This window comes from Pseudomonas sp. NPDC077186, from assembly GCF_044543505.1.
Lineage (GTDB): Bacteria > Pseudomonadota > Gammaproteobacteria > Pseudomonadales > Pseudomonadaceae > Aquipseudomonas.
Genome location: NZ_JBITWE010000003.1, coordinates 523,794 through 543,390, shown reverse-complemented (window position 1 = coordinate 543,390; position 19,597 = coordinate 523,794). Strand labels below are relative to the sequence as shown.

The 19,597-nt window shown below is 57.7% G+C and carries 15 protein-coding genes; 12 read left to right on the top strand and 3 right to left on the bottom strand.

Annotated elements, in window-relative coordinates; all coding sequences use genetic code 11:
• Nucleotide 1: 1 nt before the first annotated feature.
• The 3 genes from yidD to rpmH are packed head-to-tail and all read right to left on the bottom strand — an operon-like array spanning nucleotide 2 to nucleotide 792.
• Nucleotides 2-247, bottom strand: coding sequence for a membrane protein insertion efficiency factor YidD (gene yidD / locus ACIGKL_RS14520; protein WP_106737949.1), 246 nt, complete (start codon nucleotides 245-247; stop codon nucleotides 2-4).
• Complete coding sequence (gene rnpA, locus ACIGKL_RS14515; RefSeq protein ID WP_397487320.1) at nucleotides 240-644, bottom strand: ribonuclease P protein component; 405 nt, start codon at nucleotides 642-644, stop codon at nucleotides 240-242. Before rnpA ends, yidD begins: the two co-directional genes overlap by 8 nt.
• Before the next feature lie 13 nt (nucleotides 645-657).
• Complete coding sequence (gene rpmH / locus ACIGKL_RS14510; RefSeq protein ID WP_003246698.1) at nucleotides 658-792, bottom strand: 50S ribosomal protein L34; 135 nt, start codon at nucleotides 790-792, stop codon at nucleotides 658-660.
• Nucleotides 793-1,311: 519 nt separating this feature from the next.
• On the opposite strand from rpmH, the gene dnaA reads away from it, so the two are divergent.
• From dnaA to ACIGKL_RS14450, 12 genes are all read left to right on the top strand, one after another.
• On the top strand, nucleotides 1,312-2,802 hold the full coding sequence (gene dnaA, locus ACIGKL_RS14505; protein WP_122109583.1) for a chromosomal replication initiator protein DnaA: 1,491 nt from the start codon (nucleotides 1,312-1,314) through the stop codon (nucleotides 2,800-2,802).
• A 32-nt stretch (nucleotides 2,803-2,834) separates the two neighbouring features.
• Entirely contained in the window at nucleotides 2,835-3,938 is a 1,104-nt protein-coding gene (gene dnaN, locus ACIGKL_RS14500; RefSeq protein ID WP_397487319.1) for a DNA polymerase III subunit beta, read from the top strand.
• A gap of 8 nt (nucleotides 3,939-3,946) precedes the next feature.
• Nucleotides 3,947-5,050: a DNA replication/repair protein RecF gene (gene recF / locus ACIGKL_RS14495; RefSeq protein WP_397487318.1), complete on the top strand. Its 1,104-nt coding sequence runs from the start codon at nucleotides 3,947-3,949 to the stop codon at nucleotides 5,048-5,050.
• A 4-nt stretch (nucleotides 5,051-5,054) separates the two neighbouring features.
• Nucleotides 5,055-7,472, top strand: coding sequence for a DNA topoisomerase (ATP-hydrolyzing) subunit B (gyrB, locus tag ACIGKL_RS14490; protein WP_397487317.1), 2,418 nt, complete (start codon nucleotides 5,055-5,057; stop codon nucleotides 7,470-7,472).
• A gap of 673 nt (nucleotides 7,473-8,145) precedes the next feature.
• Nucleotides 8,146-9,756 carry an N-6 DNA methylase gene (locus ACIGKL_RS14485; protein WP_397487316.1) on the top strand — a complete coding sequence of 537 codons (1,611 nt, stop codon included), beginning with the start codon at nucleotides 8,146-8,148 and terminating at the stop codon, nucleotides 9,754-9,756.
• The gene (locus ACIGKL_RS14480; protein ID WP_397487315.1) at nucleotides 9,753-11,036 is read left to right on the top strand and encodes a restriction endonuclease subunit S; all 1,284 of its coding nucleotides are present in this window, start codon (nucleotides 9,753-9,755) and stop codon (nucleotides 11,034-11,036) included. The genes ACIGKL_RS14485 and ACIGKL_RS14480 overlap by 4 nt, the downstream gene beginning before the upstream one ends.
• A gap of 10 nt (nucleotides 11,037-11,046) precedes the next feature.
• Nucleotides 11,047-11,931: an OST-HTH/LOTUS domain-containing protein gene (locus ACIGKL_RS14475; protein WP_397487314.1), complete on the top strand. Its 885-nt coding sequence runs from the start codon at nucleotides 11,047-11,049 to the stop codon at nucleotides 11,929-11,931.
• Between the two features lie 3 nt (nucleotides 11,932-11,934).
• Nucleotides 11,935-15,219, top strand: a complete 3,285-nt coding sequence (locus ACIGKL_RS14470) for a type I restriction endonuclease subunit R (protein ID WP_397487313.1) — start codon at nucleotides 11,935-11,937, stop codon at nucleotides 15,217-15,219.
• A gap of 13 nt (nucleotides 15,220-15,232) precedes the next feature.
• Nucleotides 15,233-15,943: a SprT family zinc-dependent metalloprotease gene (locus ACIGKL_RS14465; RefSeq protein WP_397487312.1), complete on the top strand. Its 711-nt coding sequence runs from the start codon at nucleotides 15,233-15,235 to the stop codon at nucleotides 15,941-15,943.
• Between the two features lie 83 nt (nucleotides 15,944-16,026).
• Nucleotides 16,027-17,556 (top strand): hypothetical protein, encoded by a 1,530-nt coding sequence (locus ACIGKL_RS14460; RefSeq protein WP_397487311.1) that lies wholly within the window; start codon nucleotides 16,027-16,029, stop codon nucleotides 17,554-17,556.
• 221 nt (nucleotides 17,557-17,777) lie between these two features.
• Nucleotides 17,778-18,899 (top strand): helix-turn-helix domain-containing protein, encoded by a 1,122-nt coding sequence (locus ACIGKL_RS14455; RefSeq protein ID WP_397487310.1) that lies wholly within the window; start codon nucleotides 17,778-17,780, stop codon nucleotides 18,897-18,899.
• Complete coding sequence (locus tag ACIGKL_RS14450) at nucleotides 18,896-19,495, top strand: hypothetical protein (RefSeq protein ID WP_397487309.1); 600 nt, start codon at nucleotides 18,896-18,898, stop codon at nucleotides 19,493-19,495. The genes ACIGKL_RS14455 and ACIGKL_RS14450 overlap by 4 nt, the downstream gene beginning before the upstream one ends.
• The last annotated feature ends 102 nt before the right edge of the window (nucleotides 19,496-19,597 follow it).

Sequence of the window (19,597 nt, the reverse complement as noted above, 5' to 3'; positions counted from 1 at the left end):
ATTATTCGGCCATCGAAGGGGAACGGGAGGTTTTCGCGGGAGGCACCGGGTCGAAGCCGCCGGCATTCCAGGGGTGGCAGCGACCGAGCCGGCGCGCCGCCAGCCAGCCGCCACGCAGGAAGCCATGTTGCTCGATGGCTTCGTAGGCGTAGCAGGAACAGCTGGGATAGAAGCGACAATGACTGGCCATCAGCGGGCTGATGGCGTAGCGATACACCTGGATACAGGCTAGGGCCGCTTTACGCATGGGGATTGTCGCTTGTCCCGGGGGAGGCATCTGCGTCGCGACTGGGCCGGCTACGGGCCAGGCGTCTCCAGAGCTTGCCGAACTGCTGCGCGAGTTCGCCATTCTGCAGATCGCCGAGGCCCTTGCGGGCGACCACCACGATGTCCCAGCCGATCAGGTCGTCCTGGTTCAGGCGGAAGGACTCGCGGATTTGACGCTTGATGCGGTTGCGCTCGACGGCGAGCTTGACGCTCTTCTTGCCGATCACCAGACCCAGGCGGGGATGATCGAGTTGGTTGTCGCGCGCCAGCAGCAGGACACTTTTGCCCGGAGCTTTGCCGCTTGGGGAGTCGAAGACTGCCTTGAATTGCCGGGGGGTCAGCAGACGCTTTTCCCGGCCGAAGCCTCGACTCACCACCTGTCTGGATGAATTAGACAGTCAGACGCTTGCGGCCCTTGGCGCGACGACGCGACAGGACGGCACGGCCGTTCTTGGTGGCCATGCGGGCACGGAAACCGTGGGTACGAGCGCGCTTGATGGTGCTGGGTTGGAAAGTGCGTTTCATGGTGCGTTACCTGGGTGATCGAACTAGGGTCGGAATGACCCTGGTTTAAAGAGACCGGCAATTCTAGAGAAAGCCGCGCGGCAGGTCAATTTCCAACCAGCCTTTTCGCCAAATAGGAATAGAAAGAAGGAAAGGTTTAAAGCTCTTTTTCTATGTTGATGATGATTAGGCCGGCCTCTGCCTGTGGAGAACTGCCCGCAGCGCCCGCCATTCGCGGCCTTGCCGGGATGATAAGGCTGTCAGGAAAGGGTGCCGGGCCTGTGTGTCCCCTGCGCACAGGCTGGGGGCAATTTGACCGGTTACCCACAGGCAGGTTATCCGCTGTCCTGTCCCCAGGCTTTTACAACGACTTCGCGGGGCCTTATCCACAAGCTTGGACATGGCCCTGATAAGCCTGATGAATGCCAATAAGGCTTTGATTTTACTTGGCCATCTGCTCTGCGCCGTGTGGATAACTCCGCCTTGGGCGGCTACAATGACGGCTGTTTTTTGCATCGCCGCCTGGAAAGGGGATAGTCAGTGTCAGTGGAACTATGGCAGCAGTGCGTCGAGCTTCTGCGCGACGAATTGCCGGCCCAGCAATTCAACACCTGGATCCGTCCTCTGCAGGTCGAAGCCGAAGGCGACGAGTTGCGCGTCTATGCGCCCAACCGCTTCGTGCTCGACTGGGTCAACGAGAAGTACCTGAGTCGCCTGCTCGAGCTGCTCGGCGAGCGTGCTAACGGCCTGGTGCCGGCGCTCTCTCTATTAATAGGCAGCAAACGCACTGCCGCGGCGCGGGTGGCGCCGAACGCGCCCTTGCCGGCGGCCGCCCGAGCCGCCCAGGTACAGGCGGCCGCCGCGGCGAGCAAACCGCCGGCGCCGCCCGCGCAGGAGGAACCTTCGCGCGCCAGCTTCGACTCCATGGCCGGGGCTGCCCCGCAGGCGCCGACGCCGGCGGTGGCGCCACGCACGGAGCGCACCGTGCAGGTCGAAGGCGGTCTCAAGCACACCAGTTACCTCAATCGCACATTCACCTTCGACAACTTCGTCGAGGGCAAGTCCAACCAGCTGGCTCGCGCCGCGGCCTGGCAGGTGGCGGACAACCCCAAGCACGGCTATAACCCGCTGTTCCTCTATGGCGGCGTCGGCCTGGGCAAGACCCACCTGATGCACGCGGTGGGCAACCACCTGCTGGCGAAGAACCCCAACGCCAAGGTGGTCTACCTGCATTCCGAGCGCTTCGTCGCCGACATGGTCAAGGCGCTGCAACTCAATGCGATCAACGAGTTCAAGCGCTTCTACCGTTCGGTGGACGCGCTGCTGATCGACGATATCCAGTTCTTCGCCAAGAAGGAGCGCTCCCAGGAGGAGTTCTTCCACACCTTCAACGCCCTGCTCGAAGGCGGCCAGCAGGTGATCCTTACCAGCGACCGCTACCCGAAGGAGATCGAGGGCCTGGAAGAACGCCTGAAGTCGCGCTTCGGCTGGGGCCTGACCGTGGCGGTGGAGCCGCCGGAGCTGGAAACCCGCGTGGCGATCCTGATGAAGAAGGCCGACCAGGCCAAGGTCGAACTGCCACACGACGCGGCGTTCTTCATCGCCCAGCGCATCCGCTCCAACGTGCGCGAGCTGGAAGGCGCACTGAAGCGGGTGATCGCTCACTCGCACTTCATGGGCCGCGACATCACCATCGAGCTGATTCGCGAATCGCTCAAGGACCTGCTGGCCCTGCAGGACAAGCTGGTGAGCATCGACAATATCCAGCGCACCACCGCCGAGTACTACAAGATCAAGATCACCGATCTGCTCTCCAAGCGCCGCTCGCGCTCCATCGCCCGGCCGCGCCAGGTGGCCATGGCGCTGTCGAAGGAGCTGACCAACCACAGCCTGCCGGAAATCGGCGTGGCCTTCGGCGGCCGCGATCACACCACGGTGTTGCACGCATGCCGTAAGATTGCTGAACTTAGGGGATCCGACGCGGACATCCGCGAGGACTACAAGAACCTGCTGCGCACCCTGACTACCTGATACCGCAGCTCCACGAGGCAAGGGACTAGACCATGCATTTCACCATTCAACGCGAAGCCCTGTTGAAACCCCTGCAACTGGTCGCCGGCGTCGTGGAACGCCGCCAGACCCTGCCGGTGTTGTCCAACGTCCTGCTGGTGGTCGAAGGCCAGCAGCTGTCGCTCACCGGTACCGATCTGGAAGTCGAACTGGTCGGCCGCGTCACCCTGGAAGAGGCCGCCGAGCCAGGCGAAATCACCGTGCCGGCGCGCAAGCTGATGGACATCTGCAAGAGCCTGCCGTCCGACGCGCTGATCGACATCCGCGTCGACGAGCAGAAGCTGCTGGTCAAGGCCGGGCGCAGCCGCTTCAGCCTGTCCACCCTGCCGGCCAACGACTTCCCCACCGTCGAGGAAGGTCCGGGCTCGCTGACCTTCAACCTGCCGCAAGCCAAGCTGCGTCGCCTGATCGAGCGCACCAGCTTCGCCATGGCGCAACAGGACGTGCGTTACTACCTCAACGGCATGCTGCTGGAAGTGCAGAGCGGCCTGCTGCGTGCGGTGGCCACCGACGGTCACCGCCTGGCCATGTGCTCGATGGAGGCGGCGATCCAGCAGGACGGCAAGCACCAGGTCATCGTGCCGCGCAAAGGTATTCTCGAACTGGCCCGCCTGCTCACCGAGCAGGACGCCGAAGTCGCCATTGTCCTCGGCCAGCACCACATTCGCGCCAACACCGGCGAGTTCACCTTCACCTCCAAGCTGGTCGACGGCAAGTTTCCCGATTACGAGCGCGTGCTGCCGCGCGGCGGCGACAAGCTGGTGCTGGCTGATCGTCAGGGCCTGCGTGAAGCCTTCAGCCGGACCGCGATCCTGTCCAACGAGAAGTACCGCGGCATCCGCCTGACCCTGGCCGCCGGCCTGCTGAAGATCCAGGCCAACAACCCGGAGCAGGAAGAAGCCGAGGAAGAGATCGTCGTCGACTACAACGGCGCCAGCCTGGAGATCGGCTTCAACGTCAGCTACCTGCTCGACGTGCTGGGCGTGATGGGCACCGAGCAGGTGCGCCTGATCCTCTCCGACTCCAACAGCAGCGCCCTGCTGCAGGAAGCCGACAACGACGATTCCGCCTATGTCGTCATGCCGATGAGGCTCTAAGCCTTTCAATGTCTCTTAGCCGTATCACGGTCACCGCGGTGCGCAACCTGCACCCGGTGACCCTCTCCCCCTCCCCCCGCATCAACATCCTTCACGGCGCCAACGGCAGCGGCAAGACCAGCCTGCTGGAAGCCATCCATCTGCTCGGCCTGGCCCGCTCCTTTCGCAGCTCCCGTCTGCAGCCGGTGATCCATTACGAACAACCGGCCTGTACCGTGTTCGGTCAGGTACAGCTGGCCGAAGGCGGCAACAGTAACCTGGGTATTTCCCGCGACCGCCAGGGCGAGCTGCAGATTCGCGTGGATGGACAGAATGCGCGCAGCGCAGCGCAGCTGGCCGATTTGCTGCCGTTGCAGCTGATCAATCCGGACAGTTTTCGTCTGCTCGAGGGGGCGCCGAAGATTCGCCGGCAGTTCCTCGACTGGGGCGTGTTCCACGTGGAACATCGTTTCCTCGGCGCCTGGCAGCGCCTGCAGAAGGCCCTGCGGCAGCGGAACTCGTGGCTGCGCCATGGTACACTTGACGGCGCTTCGCAGGCCGCGTGGGACCGCGAACTGTGCACTGCCAGCGCGGAGATCGACAGCTATCGACGGGCCTATATCCAGGCGCTGAAACCGGTATTCGAACGTACCCTGGCAGAGCTGCTGCAACTCGAAGGGCTGACCCTGAGCTACTACCGCGGCTGGGACAAGGAGCGTGAGCTGAGCGAAGTGCTCGCCGCCTCCCTCCTCCGCGACCAGCAACTCGGGCATACCCAGGCAGGCCCCCAGCGCGCCGATCTGCGCTTGCGGCTGGCCGGGCATAACGCCGCGGAGATCCTTTCGCGAGGGCAACAGAAATTGGTGGTGTGCGCGTTGCGCATCGCCCAGGGCCACTTGGTCAACGAGGCCAAGCGTGGCCAATGTATCTATCTGGTCGACGACCTGCCGTCGGAACTGGATGAGCAGCACCGGATGGCATTGTGCCGGTTGCTGGAAGATTTGCACTGCCAGGTGTTCATCACCTGTGTAGACCATGAATTGTTGAGGGGCGGCTGGCAAACGGATACGCCGGTTGCCATGTTCCACGTGGAACATGGCCGTATCACCCAGACCCACGACCACCGGGAGTGAAGGCATGAGCGACAACCAAACGTACGACTCCAATAACATTAAGGTCCTCAAGGGCCTGGATGCCGTACGCAAGCGGCCTGGCATGTACATCGGCGATACCGACGATGGCAGCGGTCTGCACCACATGGTGTTCGAGGTGGTCGACAACTCCATCGACGAGGCCCTGGCCGGGCATTGCAGCGAGATCGTCATCACCATCCATCCGGACGAGTCGATCAGCGTGCGCGACAACGGCCGCGGCATTCCGGTGGACATCCACAAGGACGAAGGGGTCTCCGCCGCCGAGGTCATCATGACCGTGCTGCACGCCGGCGGTAAGTTCGACGACAACAGCTACAAGGTTTCCGGCGGCCTGCACGGCGTGGGCGTCTCGGTGGTCAACGCACTGTCCAAGGAGCTGGTGCTGACCATCCGTCGCAGCGGCAAGATCTGGGAACAGACCTACGTGCATGGCGTGCCCCAGGCGCCGTTGGCCGCGGTTGGCGACACCGAAGGCACCGGCACGCAGATCCACTTCAAGCCGTCGGAAGAGACCTTCGCCAATATCCATTTCAGCTGGGACATCCTGGCCAAGCGCCTGCGCGAACTGTCCTTCCTCAACTCCGGCGTCGGCATCCTGCTCAAGGACGAACGCAGCGGCAAGGAAGAGCTGTTCAAGTACGAGGGTGGTCTGCGCGCCTTCGTCGAGTACCTCAACCACAACAAGACCACGGTCAACCAGGTGTTCCACTTCAACGTGCAGCGCGACGATGGCGTCGGCGTGGAAGTGGCCCTGCAGTGGAACGACAGCTTCAACGAGAACCTGTTGTGCTTCACCAACAACATTCCCCAGCGCGACGGCGGCACCCACCTCGCCGGCTTCCGCTCGGCGCTGACGCGTAACCTCAATACCTATATCGAGCAGGAAGGCCTGGCCAAGAAGTTCAAGGTCAGCACCACCGGCGACGATGCCCGCGAAGGCCTGACCGCGATCATTTCGGTCAAGGTGCCGGATCCGAAATTCAGCTCGCAGACCAAGGACAAGCTGGTCTCCAGCGAAGTGAAGACCGCGGTCGAACAGGAAATGGGCAAGTACTTCGCCGACTTCCTGCTGGAGAACCCCAACGAAGCCAAGGCCGTGGTCGGCAAGATGATCGACGCCGCCCGTGCCCGCGAAGCCGCGCGCAAGGCCCGCGAGATGACCCGCCGCAAGGGCGCGCTGGATATCGCCGGGCTGCCCGGCAAACTGGCCGACTGCCAGGAAAAGGACCCGGCGCTGTCCGAACTCTACATAGTGGAGGGTGACTCCGCGGGCGGTTCTGCCAAGCAGGGCCGCAACCGCAGGACCCAGGCGATCCTGCCGCTCAAGGGCAAGATCCTCAACGTGGAAAAAGCCCGCTTCGACAAGATGCTCTCCTCCCAGGAAGTCGGCACCCTGATCACCGCTCTCGGCTGCGGTATCGGGCGCGAGGAGTACAACATCGACAAGCTGCGTTACCACAACATCATCATCATGACCGACGCTGACGTCGACGGTTCGCACATCCGCACCCTGCTGCTGACCTTCTTCTTCCGCCAGCTGCCGGAGCTGATCGAGCGCGGCTACATCTATATCGCCCAACCGCCGCTGTACAAGGTGAAGAAGGGCAAGCAGGAGCAGTACATCAAGGACGACGAGGCCATGGAAGAGTACATGACCCAGTCGGCCCTGGAAGACGCCAGCCTGCACGTCAACGAAGGCGCTCCCGGCCTGGCCGGCGAGGCGCTGGAGAAGCTGGTGGGCGAATACCGCGGGGTGATGAAGACCCTCAATCGCCTGTCGCGTCTGTACCCGATCGAGCTCACCGAACACTTCGTCTACCTGCCGCGCGTCAGCGTCGAGCAACTGGCCGACCAGGGCGCCATGCAGGCCTGGCTGGCCCTGCTCGATACGCGCCTGAAGGTCATGGAGAAGTCCGGTCTGGTGTACAAGACCAGCCTGCGCGAAGACCGCGAGCGCCACCTGTGGCTGCCCGAGGTGGAGCTGATCTCCCACGGCGTCTCCAGCTACATCACCTTCAACCGCGACTTCTTCGCCAGCAACGACTACCGCACGGTGACCGCGCTCGGCGAGCAGCTCAACAACCTGCTGGAAGATGGCGCCTACGTACAGCGCGGCGAGCGCAAGAAGCCGGTCGCCAGCTTCAAGGAAGGCCTGGAATGGTTGATGGCGGAAAGCACCAAGCGCCACAGCATCCAGCGCTACAAGGGCCTCGGCGAGATGAACCCGGAGCAGTTGTGGGAAACCACCATGGATCCGGAAGTGCGCCGCATGCTCAAGGTGACCATCGAGGACGCCATCGCCGCCGACCAGATCTTCAACACCCTGATGGGCGATGCCGTGGAGCCGCGCCGCGACTTCATCGAATCCAACGCCCTGGCGGTGTCCAACCTGGACTTCTGATCGGCATGTCGACGGGCAGGTTAATTGGCATGATTTAACGAGTTATTGTCATGACAATTTCTGTCACTACCCCGGCCTAGCGCCGGGGTTTTTCTTTGTAGATCAGGCTTTTAGGCATAGCCACATAACCATGCATAGGCGAGTTGTGTAGTGAAGCTACAAGGAAGAGGCGGAAAATCTCGTTTTGGCGTGGGCGAATTCTGGGAGATTCGGTGGGGCAGCTAGGGCGCTTCAATTTATGCCAATCAAAAGGGCATCGCCCATCAAGTCATCACTGATGGGCAGTACGATGCGACACGCTTGCTGCTTCTTTAAAACGAACCGCATGCTGATGTGCCTGCCACCCTGCCACCCTGCCACCCTGCCACCCTGCCACCCTGCCACCCTGCCACCCTGCCACCCTGCCACCCTGCCTGGAGGTGGGCAAAGTTATTTGCCCATTCGGACAAAGTTAGGTGGTTCGGCCAAAGTTAATGGGCCATTGCCCCGCTGGCAAACCCCGGTTGACTGAAAGGTCTGCCGGGGTTTTGTCGTTCAGGGGGAAGTGATTTTTCGGGCTTCAAGTGGCGTTGACTTGTAGAATCGAGCCCACATTTTTTCTGATGCGCCTAGGCGGCATGGCAGCAATCGCCAGGTGCTGGGCGTCGTGCTTTGTATAGGGATTGATTTACCCATGGCTGACAAGCTGTCACTCGAAACGCTGGAGTCCTGGCTCTGGGAGTCCGCCAACATCCTGCGCGGTTCCATCGACTCCTCCGACTTCAAGAACTACATTTTCGGCCTGCTCTTTCTCAAACGTTACAACGACGTGTTCGAAGAGCGTATTGCCAAGCTGATGAAGAGCGAAGGCTTGAGCTTTGGCGATGCTCAGGACGAGATTGAGGACAAATGGGGCAAGTTCCCGATCAGTGCCCGTTGGTTCGATTTGATCTCGCGCACCGAGAATATTGGTGAAGCCCTCGACAAGGCCTTCGCGACCATCGAGGCCAACAACCCTGAACTGCAACATGTGTTGACCGCTACGCAGTACGGCGATAAGCGGGTGCTGTCGGATGCCACTTTGCAGCGTCTGCTGCGCCACTTTAACCAGTACAAGTTGGGCAATGATGACCTGTACAAGGCCGACATGCTGGGCGATGCTTATGAGTATCTGATCAAGCAGTTTGCCGACGACGCGGGTAAAAAAGGTGGCGAGTTCTATACGCCTAAGGCTGTGGTGCAATTGGTGGTTGAGCTAATTGACCCGCAACCCGGTCACAGCGTGTATGACCCCACCTGCGGCAGCGGCGGCATGCTGGTAGAGAGTGCCCATCATGTATCCGCTTTGCCCAATGGCACTCTGATGGGCAAGCCTAATGTTTTGCTGTATGGGCAGGAAAAGAACCTGGGGACTTGGGCCATCGCCAAGCTCAACCTTTACCTGCACAACATGCGTGCGGAAATTGAACGCGGCGATACGTTAGTCGAGCCCAAGCACCTCGACGGTGATTACCTGAAGACCTTCGACCGGGTGATCGCCAATCCGCCGTTCTCGGCCAAGTCTTGGTGGACTCCGCTGGAGTTAAGCAAAGAGAACGAGCAGGAGAGCGGCAAGAAGGCCAAAGCTCCCAACTATAAATTGGTCAGTGATCCTTATGGCCGGCTGGTCTATGGTATCCCACCACGCGGTTATGCCGACCTCGCCTTCGCTCAGCATATGCTGGCCAGCCTCAAGGCTGATGGCCGCATGGGTATTATCCTGCCCCATGGTGTGCTGTTCCGCAGTGGCGAGGAAGGCAAGATTCGCGAGGGGTTGCTGTTCGGCACCGACGCCGCTAGTGGCAATCAGCCGGGCGATTTGATCGAGGCCATCGTTGGCCTGCCCTCTGCCCTGTTCTACAACACCGGTATCCCGGCCTGTGTACTGGTTTTGAACAAGAACAAACCGCGCGGTCTTAAGGGAAAAGTCATCATTATTGATGCCAGCCGTGACTACTTAGAAGGCAAGGCGCAGAACAGCCTACGCGTTGAAGACATCACGCGCATTATCAGCACACATAAGGCGGCATTAGAGCAGCAAGTCGAGGTCGAGAACTACTGCCGCGTGGTGCCGCTGGAGGAAATTCGCAGCAACAACGGCAACCTCAACATCGTTCGGTATATCGATAACGGCGAAACCGAAGAGACCGTGGACGTGTATGCCACACTGGCGCAATTGTCAGCTCTGGCCAATGAAGAAGCGAAAATCGATGCGCGACTGAATGGATATCTGATGGAGTTGGGGTTGCTGGAGGCCAAGGAATGAATGCTCCTCAACACCTGGAGATACTGCCTCAAGACTGGCGGCTTCAACGCCTATCTTCCTTGACCAATAGCTATGCTGGGGGGACTCCAGACAGGAGTAAACCTGAATACTTTGGTGGCAATATTCCTTGGGTAAAATCCGGAGAAGTTAATCTTAGAAGTATTACGAAAACAGAGGAGAAAATTTCGGAAATTGCTCTCTCAGAGTCAGCGGCAAAAATAGCTGAAAGTGGCTCTGTACTGGTCGCAATGTACGGCGCAACAGCTGGAAAGGTTGCTCGGTTGAAAATCGATGCTGCTATCAATCAAGCAGTGCTCTCTATTCGAACTGTGGGATACGACCTCGACAATGATTATCTGTTCTGGGTGATGGAAAACAGCGCGGAAAAGCTGCTCTCGATGTGTCAGGGCGCTGCGCAACCTAACTTGAGCAAGGGGCTTATTGACGGATTAGAAATTGCCACCCCACCACTCCCAGAACAACAGAAAATCGCAGCCATCCTTACAGCGGTGGATGACAAGCTAGACATAATTGCCCACCAGATTGAAGTCACCCAGACCCTAAAAAAGGGCCTGATGCAAACCCTGTTCAGCCGTGGCGTGGGCACCCAAGATGCTACTGGTCGTTTAAATCCGCGCACTGAGTTCAATGACGGTGAGCTGGGGGCGATTCCTGAGCGATGGTCTGTAAAGGAAATTGGTGAAGTCTTAAGCGTTGTAGAACGCCCTATCAAAATGGCAGACGATCAGCTTTACCGGAGAGTGACGGTGAAGCGGCGTTATGGTGGGGTCGAGCTTAGGGATGAGTTACCTGGAGCAAATATCAAGGTCAAGAACCAGTTTCTTCTTGAAGCAGGAGACTTCCTTATCTCAGAGCGTCAGATTGTCCATGGCGCGTGTGGAATTGTTCCCGAGCACCTTGCGGGCGCATTGGTTTCAAACGAGTATCTTGTGCTTCAAGCAAAAGAAGGATTTGACGTAACCTATTTCAGCTATCTGGTTCAGTTACTGAAATATGCAAAGCTGTTTCTTGTTTGTAGTCAGGGTGTGGACATCGAGAAGTTTCTCTTCAAACCCAAGGACTGGCTGAAAAAGCGGATTCCTGTACCTCCGCTCGCGGAGCAGCAACGAATCGCTGAGATATTGGGAGCCAGCGAAGAGAAAACTAGTGCCCTGCAAAGGAAGCGGTCTGAGTATCAAAACCTCAAGCGTGGCCTGATGCAAAAACTGCTAACCGGCGAATGGCGGGTCAAGCTCGATAGCCCTAGTGGCATAGCCTGAGCATTTCTTCATGGACGAAATCATCCCCCTACCCTCAGATCCTGTGCCTGAGCTTCAGCGCACCGTGCAGCGCAAGCTCGGGCGCTGCATGTTGCAGTTGCAGCAGTACGAGCGGTTGCTCAAGGCCATGGTGGCCCATAGTGAGTTGAGTGGCCCTCCAGAACGACTTCAGGCGATTCGTGACGAGAAGGTCGCCTGCGCCCATAAGAAGACCTTGGGCACCTTGGTGGGGATGCTGACCGAGAGCTATCTGAAACTGCCGGATTTAGCTGACGAGTCAGAGCAGGTTGAGCCTATTGAACAGATATGGGTTAGCTTCCGATGTCAGATGGAGTTACCCGAGGAGCGCTACGCCGAAACCAAAACTGCGCTCAAGGAGTTGGTTAACCTGCGTAACGAGTTGGTTCACCACTTTCTTCAGCGCTTCGACCTTTGGAGTGTCGATGGCTGTATAGACGCAGATTCTTATCTCGATGAAAGTTACGAAACCATCGACGGCCACTACCTGACACTGCGCGATTGGGCCAAATCCATGGATGAGGCTCGACAGCTCATGGTGTCTTTTATGCAGACCCCGGAGTACAGGGATTTCGTTATCAACGGTATTGGGCCGGGTGGCACCGTACACTGGGCTAGCAGCGGTATAACCAACTGCTTACGTGAAGCGGAAACCAAGCTGGCTCAGGCAGGGTGGACACCCCTTTTTGAAGCCATTCACTGGATAGCCAAGACCTACCCCGAGCAGACGCCCAAGCGCTATGGCTGCGGAAGCTGGCGTCATGTCATCCATGAGTCCCAGCAGTTTGAAATTCGTAAGCAAAGCCAAGCCGATAAAGGCGCTACGGTGGTTTGGTATCGCAGTCGTCCGAGGGAAACCTCCAAGGAACAGGAGTAAGCAATGAGCCAGTCACCAGAGAAGGTCGGGGTCGAGCTGCCCGCTATCAACTGGCTGATCAAGCTGGGCTACACCCATCTGCCTGGTACCCAGGTACAGGTGGAGCATCGCCATCTGGCTCCGGTACTGGATGATGTGTTGCAGGCTCGGTTGCTCATCCTCAACCCATGGCTGGCGAGCGCCCCCGGTGGTAGCAGCGCGGCGTTGATCGAGCTGCGCAAGCGCGTCAATGATGAGCTGTTGCCTGCCAATAAAGCGTTCTGGGAACAGGTGATTCACCGTTCGGATATTCAGGTGAAGGATGTCGAGGGTAAGCCGCGCAGTGTGCGTTTCTTCGATGCCAGTGATGCCAGCAACAACGACTTTCATGTGGTCGATCAGTACGTGGGGCGCAATGCGGATGGGGATGTTTTCCGCCCAGACCTGCTGTTGTTTGTGAATGGCTTGCCGCTCGCCATCATCGAATGCAAAGCCAGCCATCACCGTTTGGACGAAGCCTTGGGCCAGTTGGATGGCTACCAAAACACCTTCCCTACCCAGTTTGTATTCAACCAAGTCTGTGTTGGGCTTAATCGGCGTGAAGGGCTGTATGGGGCGATCCTAACCAAGCCTGCCTATTACGCCCGCTATCGTTTGCAGGCGCTGGAGACTGCCGCTGTTACCGCCCTGTTAGGAGAAGCGCCAAGTGAGCAGGACAGTCTCCTGTGGGCCTTGTTCGAGCCGAGCCGCTTTCTGCAACTGATCACCCATTTTGTGCTGTTCGAAACCCGCGACGGCAAGACCGTGAAGAAGCTGCCGCGCTATCAGCAATGGCGGGCCGTACGCAAAACGGTAGACCGGCTGTGCGCGCCGAAACCCATGGGAGGTGTTGTTTGGCATACCCAGGGTAGCGGCAAGTCACTGACCATGGCCCTGCTCGCGCGCATGCTGCGGGCCGATAGCACGGGTTTGAACAATCCTACTGTGCTGGTACTGACCGACCGTAAAGACCTCGACAAACAGATTTTAGATACCTTCCATGCAGTAGGTATCACGGCAGCTCAGGCCGTGTCGGTTGATGGCTTGCTGAAGATGCTGTCCAACGACTACGGCAGCGTGTTCACCAGCACTGTGCAGAAGTTCCAGGAGAACGATCAGCCCAGTGAGCAGGCCGCTGAGACTCCGGACGAAGAAGATGATGCCCTGCAAGCGACTCGTCACCGGCGGATTCGTGAGGAAAAGGACTTCTTCATCGTGCATGAGCGCAACGTTCAACACCTGGCGGTGGATGAGAACGGTGCTTCGGTAAAAGCCAAGTGGGAAGAGATCAGCCGGGAGAAGGTGCACTTCCGCGTACTGAGCACCAAGCCCAACTTCTATGTGCTGGTCGATGAAGCTCACCGTAGTCAGTACGACTTCCTCGCCGCATTTATGCGTGCCAGCTTGCCCAACGCAAAGTTCATCGCCTTTACCGGTACGCCTTTGTTGCAAGAGGACAAACACACGCTGGGCGAGTTTGGCGGTGGCGAGTACATCGACGAATACCGCCTGCATGAAGCGGTGGCGGATGGCGCAACCCTGCCAATCAAATACCAGGATGCCTGGGTGGCGCTGTCAGCCAATTCTGATCTGGATGCCGCGTTCAAAGAGCAGTTCGCCGACCAGAGTGAAGTTCGCCAGCACGAGTTGAAGCGTGAGCTGTTGCGCCGCTGGCGTCAGGCCGGTGACCGCATGGAGCAGGTCGCCGAACATCTGGTTGAGCATTTCCTCAGCAGCGTAAAGACCAAAGGTTTGAAGGCCATGCTGGTGTGCGATGGCCGCGACATGGCGGTGCGCTATAAGGATCTGCTCGATGCGATCATGGTCGAACGGGCGAGCAAGGGACTGCCCACTTTTGACAGCAAGGTGGTGATATCCCTTGCCAGCATCACCTCTTCCCGTACGGGCGCTTCTGCCATGGAAGAGGCGGCAGCGTACGAGATTGAGACCGACAAAATTCGCAGTATCGAGGAGCGTATCAAGGCTGAGTTGAAAGCCGGAAAGTCCCCGGTGGCCATGCCGTCTGAGCAGATCGGCAATTTCGTCAGCAAGCTGTTTCCCCTGCCCTACGGGGAAGAAAGTAAAGGGCTTGATGGTAAGCCGCAGGCGAACAATGTCGGGCTGATCATCGTTTCTGACATGCTGCTGACCGGGTGGGATGCCCCAATTGTCGGCACCATGTACCTTGATAAGCCGTTAAAAGAACACACCCTGTTGCAGGCCATCGCACGAGTGAACCGCACCCTGCCTGGCAAGAATGCTGGCTACATCGTGGATTACCATGGGGTGGTTGATCACCTTGATCACGCCCTGAAAATTTATGGCGGCGAGGTGAAACCTTCGCAGGTCTGGGAAGGTGTTGAAACCGAACTGCCTAAACTGCAAGCCACGCTCGACCGCATCCTCAAGTTGCTGCCGAAAAAACATGACCCAGTGGCGCAGCGCGAGGCCTACAAAGACGACGCCGAGCGCTTCCTTGATCCTGCCACCCGGCTGGACATGGTCGAAGAGTTCCTCGATTTGGTGAAGCAGTTCAACCGCTCAGTGGACATCATCCTGCCGGACGTACGTGGCGTACCGTTCAAGCCCTATTTCACCCTGCTAGGTGAGATTCGCCTGATGCTGCGCGACAAACTGCCGGGTAATACCTACAAGGAACGCATCACCAAACTGGAGTCCGCGCTGCTGCAACAGCTGCTGGATGAGTACATCGCGGCCAGTCCGGCCAAAAGCCTACTGGGTCATGAGGTGTCGATTCTGGATGCCAGTGATATGGAGCGTTTAAAGAAACTGGCGAGCCCCGGTAGCCGTGCTCTGGTGATGAAAAACCAGCTGAAGCAAACCATCGTCACCGGCAAGGACAAGGATCCTGCATTCTTCGACAAGATAGCTGAGGAGCTGGAAAAGCTGCTGGAAGAAGAAAAGGCGGGTCGCATTACCCAAGCCAAGTTTCTGGAGCAACTGGAGCTCTTCAGCCAGCGCATTCAGGACAAGGACAAAACTGGTTTTGAAAAGCCCGCACACTCGGCGGTCTACCACTACCTTGCCGCCCAACTGGCCGAGGACACGGCAAGAGTGGCAACGACCAAGCTGTTCGAAGATGAAATGCTGAGCCGTGCGTTGGCGACTGAAAACTGGAAGAAAATGCCAGATACGCACCCTGACTTTCGAGACCACCTGCGTGGGGTATTGATGCCTCTGGCAGGCTGGGAGCGTTCAGTGGCGCGTGATCACGCCAAACGTATCTTCGATATCTTGCTGAAAAACTGAAGCGGCGCCATCCATGCCAGTATTGAATTACGGCCAAACGGCTATCGAGTGGTACTTCCAGCTCGATAGCAAACTCAAGCGCCATTACGTGACCGTAGAACGGGGTCGGCCTGTTCTATTGCGTGGGCCGCAGGTGGATGAGCGTGAGCAAGAGGCTTTGGTGCTGCGCCGCGCACGCTGGATTCGGGAAAAATTGGCGCAGGTGAATCAGCCTCTGGCTAGTGAGCCTATCGTGACGGGTAGCCGCTTACGCTATGCAGGGCGCACCTATTACACCGAAGTTCGTCATGTGCCAGACGCCCTCAAACCTCGGTTGGCCTTCACTGCGTCACGCTTCATCGTTGATAACCCTGAAGGCTTGAGTATTCATCCCGACGCACTGATGCCCTTGCTGGAGCGGTTCTATAGGGATCGGGCGTACGAGAAGCTGCCGCTACGTGTTCGCCACTGGCAACGCGAGACTGGACTCCTGGCTGCGGGGGTACGTATCCGTCATTTCCAAAGCCGTTGGGCAAGCTGCGATGCGAACCACATCCTGGAGTTTCATCCTCGGGTAATGGAGCTACCGGCCAGAGTGCAGGACTACGTCATCGTCCATGAGCTGTGCCATACGGTGGAAAAGAATCATACCAAGGCCTTTTGGGCGCTAGTGGCCAGCCATATGCCGGATTGGCAGAGGCAGCATCAGGTGTTGGAACAGGCGGTGTTTGGGGATGCAGTGTGATGTTCAGTACAGACTTTGTAGTTCTTTACTCAGTGGAAAGTTAGCGTGTAGACACTCTGAAATAGCTTTGGCTGGAGAAACGCATGGAGCAGAAAACCGCGTGGGAGTCGGCAGTCGAGGTTGAGGCTAAAACAGAATCCGAACGTTATCTGGCAAAGCTGGCCCGCCGAGCGTTCCTCAGCCTATGGAGCTATTCCAACGTACACACCGATGAGGGACGTTCGCAGGGAAAAGGTGATGGCAAAGAGTTGTGCGACCTACTGGTTGTGTTCGGCAACGACGTCCTGATTTTTTCTGACAAAGCGTGTGAGTTTCCTGATCATCCAGACATACAGGTGGCCTGGGGACGCTGGTACAAGAGTGCAGTTGAAAAATCCGTACGGCAGCTCATCGGTGCGGAGAAATTCCTAAAGTCCCATCCAGGACGTATCTTCCTGGACAAGAATTGTTCCGTCCCCTTCCCCTTCCAGCTTCCTGACCCAACCTCAGCCAGGTTTCATCTGATAGCTGTGACGAGAGGGTCATATGCTGCTGCCCATGAGTATTGGGATAAGCAAAGTTCTGGCAGCTTGATGATCGACACTAGCCTGGAGGGACGAGCTCATTTGCAGGAGCCGTTTCGCATTGGTTGGCCTGCCGGTAAGAAGCGCTTCGTCCATATCCTGGATGAAATGACTCTGGACATTCTCCTAGAGGAACTCGATACCGTTCCTGACTTAATTGCCTATTTCGATGCCAAGGAGCGTTTTCTAACCTCTGTTCCTCTGGTTACGGTTGCGGGGGAAGAACAGCTGATTGCACGTTACCAAATGAGTTTTGAGGACGGTCAGCACGTTCTACCCGCAGTTCCCGATGGAGTTAATTATGTAGCCTTAGTGGAGGGTGACTGGGAGCACTATCATGCAAGCCAGCAGCGAGCTCGTTGTCAGGCCGATGCAGGGAGCTACATGTGGGATGCGCTTATCGAGTATCAGAGTCGATTCATTCGGTCTGGAGAGGCGGGCTCCCCATTCTTCGAGAGCGCTTCAATTGATGACCACGAGCGTGTGGTGCGGGCTCTAGCTGGTGAGACACGTTTTTCTAGGCGCATCCTCGCAGAGGCGTTCAGGTATGCATTGAGTCAGTCTAAGCCTGGGCATAAATTTGCCAGGATAATGCCCAGTGCTGCCCACCCCCATCGCCAGTACGTGTTTCTGACCGTTCCTAGGGTAGCCACACTCGATTATCAGGACTATCGCGCTGCTCGTGTGGAGTTGCTGCTGACCTACTGCAATGGATTGAAGCTTAAGTTTCCCGACACTCTTGAGGTTGTAGGTATCGCTTCAGAGCCGTTGGTTGAAAAAGCATCTTCGCAAGATTTTCTGTTCGTTTCCCTAGACCAACCACTGATCCCAGAGGAAGAGCGTGCGCTAAGAGAAGCATGTGATGAGGTGGGTATTTTTCAAGACTCCACCATGGTGGCGAAGCCATTCCAAGCGTTTGAGTATCCCCAAGCCTCTCGCCCCACTATGTCAGCGGATCTGGGACAGCCAGCATTCATGAATCGCGCAATGCGCAGGGCTTATGAGAGCCAGCAGAAGAGAGCAAAAGGTAAGCCTAAGAGGGGGCGCTGATCGGGTTGTCTTGCTGGGATAAGAGCCTTGGACGGCGCCATCGCCCATGGCTGTCTCTATGACAGAAAACCATACCAAGGACGTTCAGTTTGCGCGCGGACGGCAGGACGACAGGTGGAAAGGCACTCGCATGCTGAAGCAAGCTGCTCTCGGGTGAGCATTCAGCGTGATAAACTTGATTAAACTTGATTTTTCTGAGCCGGGCACTACACTGGCCAGCTATGCAAAATACCCTTCATGTTGAGTCGCTCCGTGCGGCTCTAGCCCAGCGTGGCTGGACACAAAAATACCTGGCAGAACAGTTGGGGGTTTCGGCGCAGTCCGTAACCAACTGGTTCAACGGTAAGGACTTCCCGCGTCCTGATAAGCTGCTCAAGCTGGCGACAACCTTATGTCTGTCTTTTGCTGAGTTGGTGGAGCCGCCGAAGGATCAGCCCGTCGTGGCTTTCCGCAAGCGGGCTGGCACCAAGACCACGGATGAGCACATTGCCAAAGCCATCGGCATCGGAGGCCTGCTTAAGCCCCTCGTGGACTTCTTGCCAAAACTGCCGACCTTGCGTACCCAGATTTCTTCGCCTTCTACGTCTTATGCGCGGCTGCAAAGTGATGCGTTGCAGGTGCGCAGTAAACTGGGAATTGGCGAGCGCAGCGTCCTTGGCTATCAAGCGCTGATTGGCGAGTTCAAGTCGTGTGGTGCTGTGCTTGTGCCCGTGCTCTGGGGGCAAAAGCAGCAGCACAAGAATGCTCTGCATATCTTGCTACCGTCTTCAGACGTGACGTTCGTGTTCGTTAACCTGGACACGAAGCTGGAAGACTTCAAATTTTGGATGGCCCATGAGCTGGCGCATGTCTATACCCCAGAACTGGCTGGCAGTGACGAAGGGGAAGATTTTGCGGATGCCTTAGCAGGTACGGTGCTATTTCCGGAAGCCTGCGCTGAGTTAGCGTATGCCGAAGCGGCGAAAGCGTCTGGCGCTGCGGGGGAAATTCCTGTCCTGCAAAAATACGCGACACAGCATCAGATTTCGTTGAATACCGTGTTCCAGCAGGTGCAAGCCTATGCACGGGAGCATCAACGCCAGCCGCTACGCGTGGCTGACAAGACCATTCATGCGGTGCGCAACAGTTCTGCACCTCAGTGGGTGAGCGCGGCCTTGTTTGACCCCGCTCCGCCGAAGCCCGAACAGTACATAGCAGCCGCAGAAAACGTTTTCCAGTCGGCGTTTTTCCATGCGCTGAAGTGCATGATTCACGAGCACGGCACGGGCGCCTCGTATGTTCAGCAAATTATGGACATTTCTCTTGTGGATGCAGTGGGGATCCATGAGGAACTGGCGAGTTGAGTTCTGCGCAGACGCTGGTACTGCTGGATACGAATGCCTATCTCCGTCTCGCTAAGCGTGTTAGGCCGATGCTTGGCGTCGCGTTTGGTCAAAAAAACTATGCACTGACCATTCTTAAAGACGTAGAGACGGAAGTGCATCGCAATGGTGCGCTGAGGTTTAAGTACCCCTGGTTTGACGGCGAGGAGGTTGCTGCTGAACGGGGTGCGAAGCAGGTACGCCTCAAGGCAGAAGAAAAGGCCCAGCTGGATGCAGCGCAAAGCGTGCTGCACGGTTGGGTCTTGATGAACCCAGTCCCCTATACCACGCTAAAGCGCTCTCCACCGTCCACCACAGACTGTCGCGTGTTGGCCTTCGGTCAAATCAGAAATGCCATTGTGGTCACTGATGATCTGGGGATGCATCAGCTGGCCACCGTCTTTGGCATTACGGTCTGGCATGGCCATGAGTTGCTGAAAAAAATGCTCACGGCGAAATTGATCACCAACGATCAGGTTAGGGAAATTTTTGAAGCCCTTGAACTCAATGGCGATTTGACCGAAACCTGGCGCGAAGCCAAGCATTCAAGCTTTTCCAAGCTCTTTGGTAAGGCTTAAAAAGCGAGTCCTTAAAGCCTCGTCTGACGTATGTGGAATCTGCTGAGGCAGATGCGGCTGGCGGCAAAGTCAGCGGCCTGAGGAGCCCATGGCGCTATCAGC

Coding starts and splice junctions, on each gene's coding strand:
- yidD (WP_106737949.1), bottom strand. CDS start 247: ATGCGTAAAGCGGCCCTAGCCTGTATCCAGGTGTATCGCTACGCCATC.
- rpmH (WP_003246698.1), bottom strand. CDS start 792: ATGAAACGCACTTTCCAACCCAGCACCATCAAGCGCGCTCGTACCCAC.
- dnaN (WP_397487319.1), top strand. CDS start 2,835: ATGCATTTCACCATTCAACGCGAAGCCCTGTTGAAACCCCTGCAACTG.
- recF (WP_397487318.1), top strand. CDS start 3,947: ATGTCTCTTAGCCGTATCACGGTCACCGCGGTGCGCAACCTGCACCCG.
- gyrB (WP_397487317.1), top strand. CDS start 5,055: ATGAGCGACAACCAAACGTACGACTCCAATAACATTAAGGTCCTCAAG.
- ACIGKL_RS14485 (WP_397487316.1), top strand. CDS start 8,146: ATGGCTGACAAGCTGTCACTCGAAACGCTGGAGTCCTGGCTCTGGGAG.
- ACIGKL_RS14480 (WP_397487315.1), top strand. CDS start 9,753: ATGAATGCTCCTCAACACCTGGAGATACTGCCTCAAGACTGGCGGCTT.
- ACIGKL_RS14475 (WP_397487314.1), top strand. CDS start 11,047: ATGGACGAAATCATCCCCCTACCCTCAGATCCTGTGCCTGAGCTTCAG.
- ACIGKL_RS14470 (WP_397487313.1), top strand. CDS start 11,935: ATGAGCCAGTCACCAGAGAAGGTCGGGGTCGAGCTGCCCGCTATCAAC.
- ACIGKL_RS14465 (WP_397487312.1), top strand. CDS start 15,233: ATGCCAGTATTGAATTACGGCCAAACGGCTATCGAGTGGTACTTCCAG.
- ACIGKL_RS14460 (WP_397487311.1), top strand. CDS start 16,027: ATGGAGCAGAAAACCGCGTGGGAGTCGGCAGTCGAGGTTGAGGCTAAA.
- ACIGKL_RS14455 (WP_397487310.1), top strand. CDS start 17,778: ATGCAAAATACCCTTCATGTTGAGTCGCTCCGTGCGGCTCTAGCCCAG.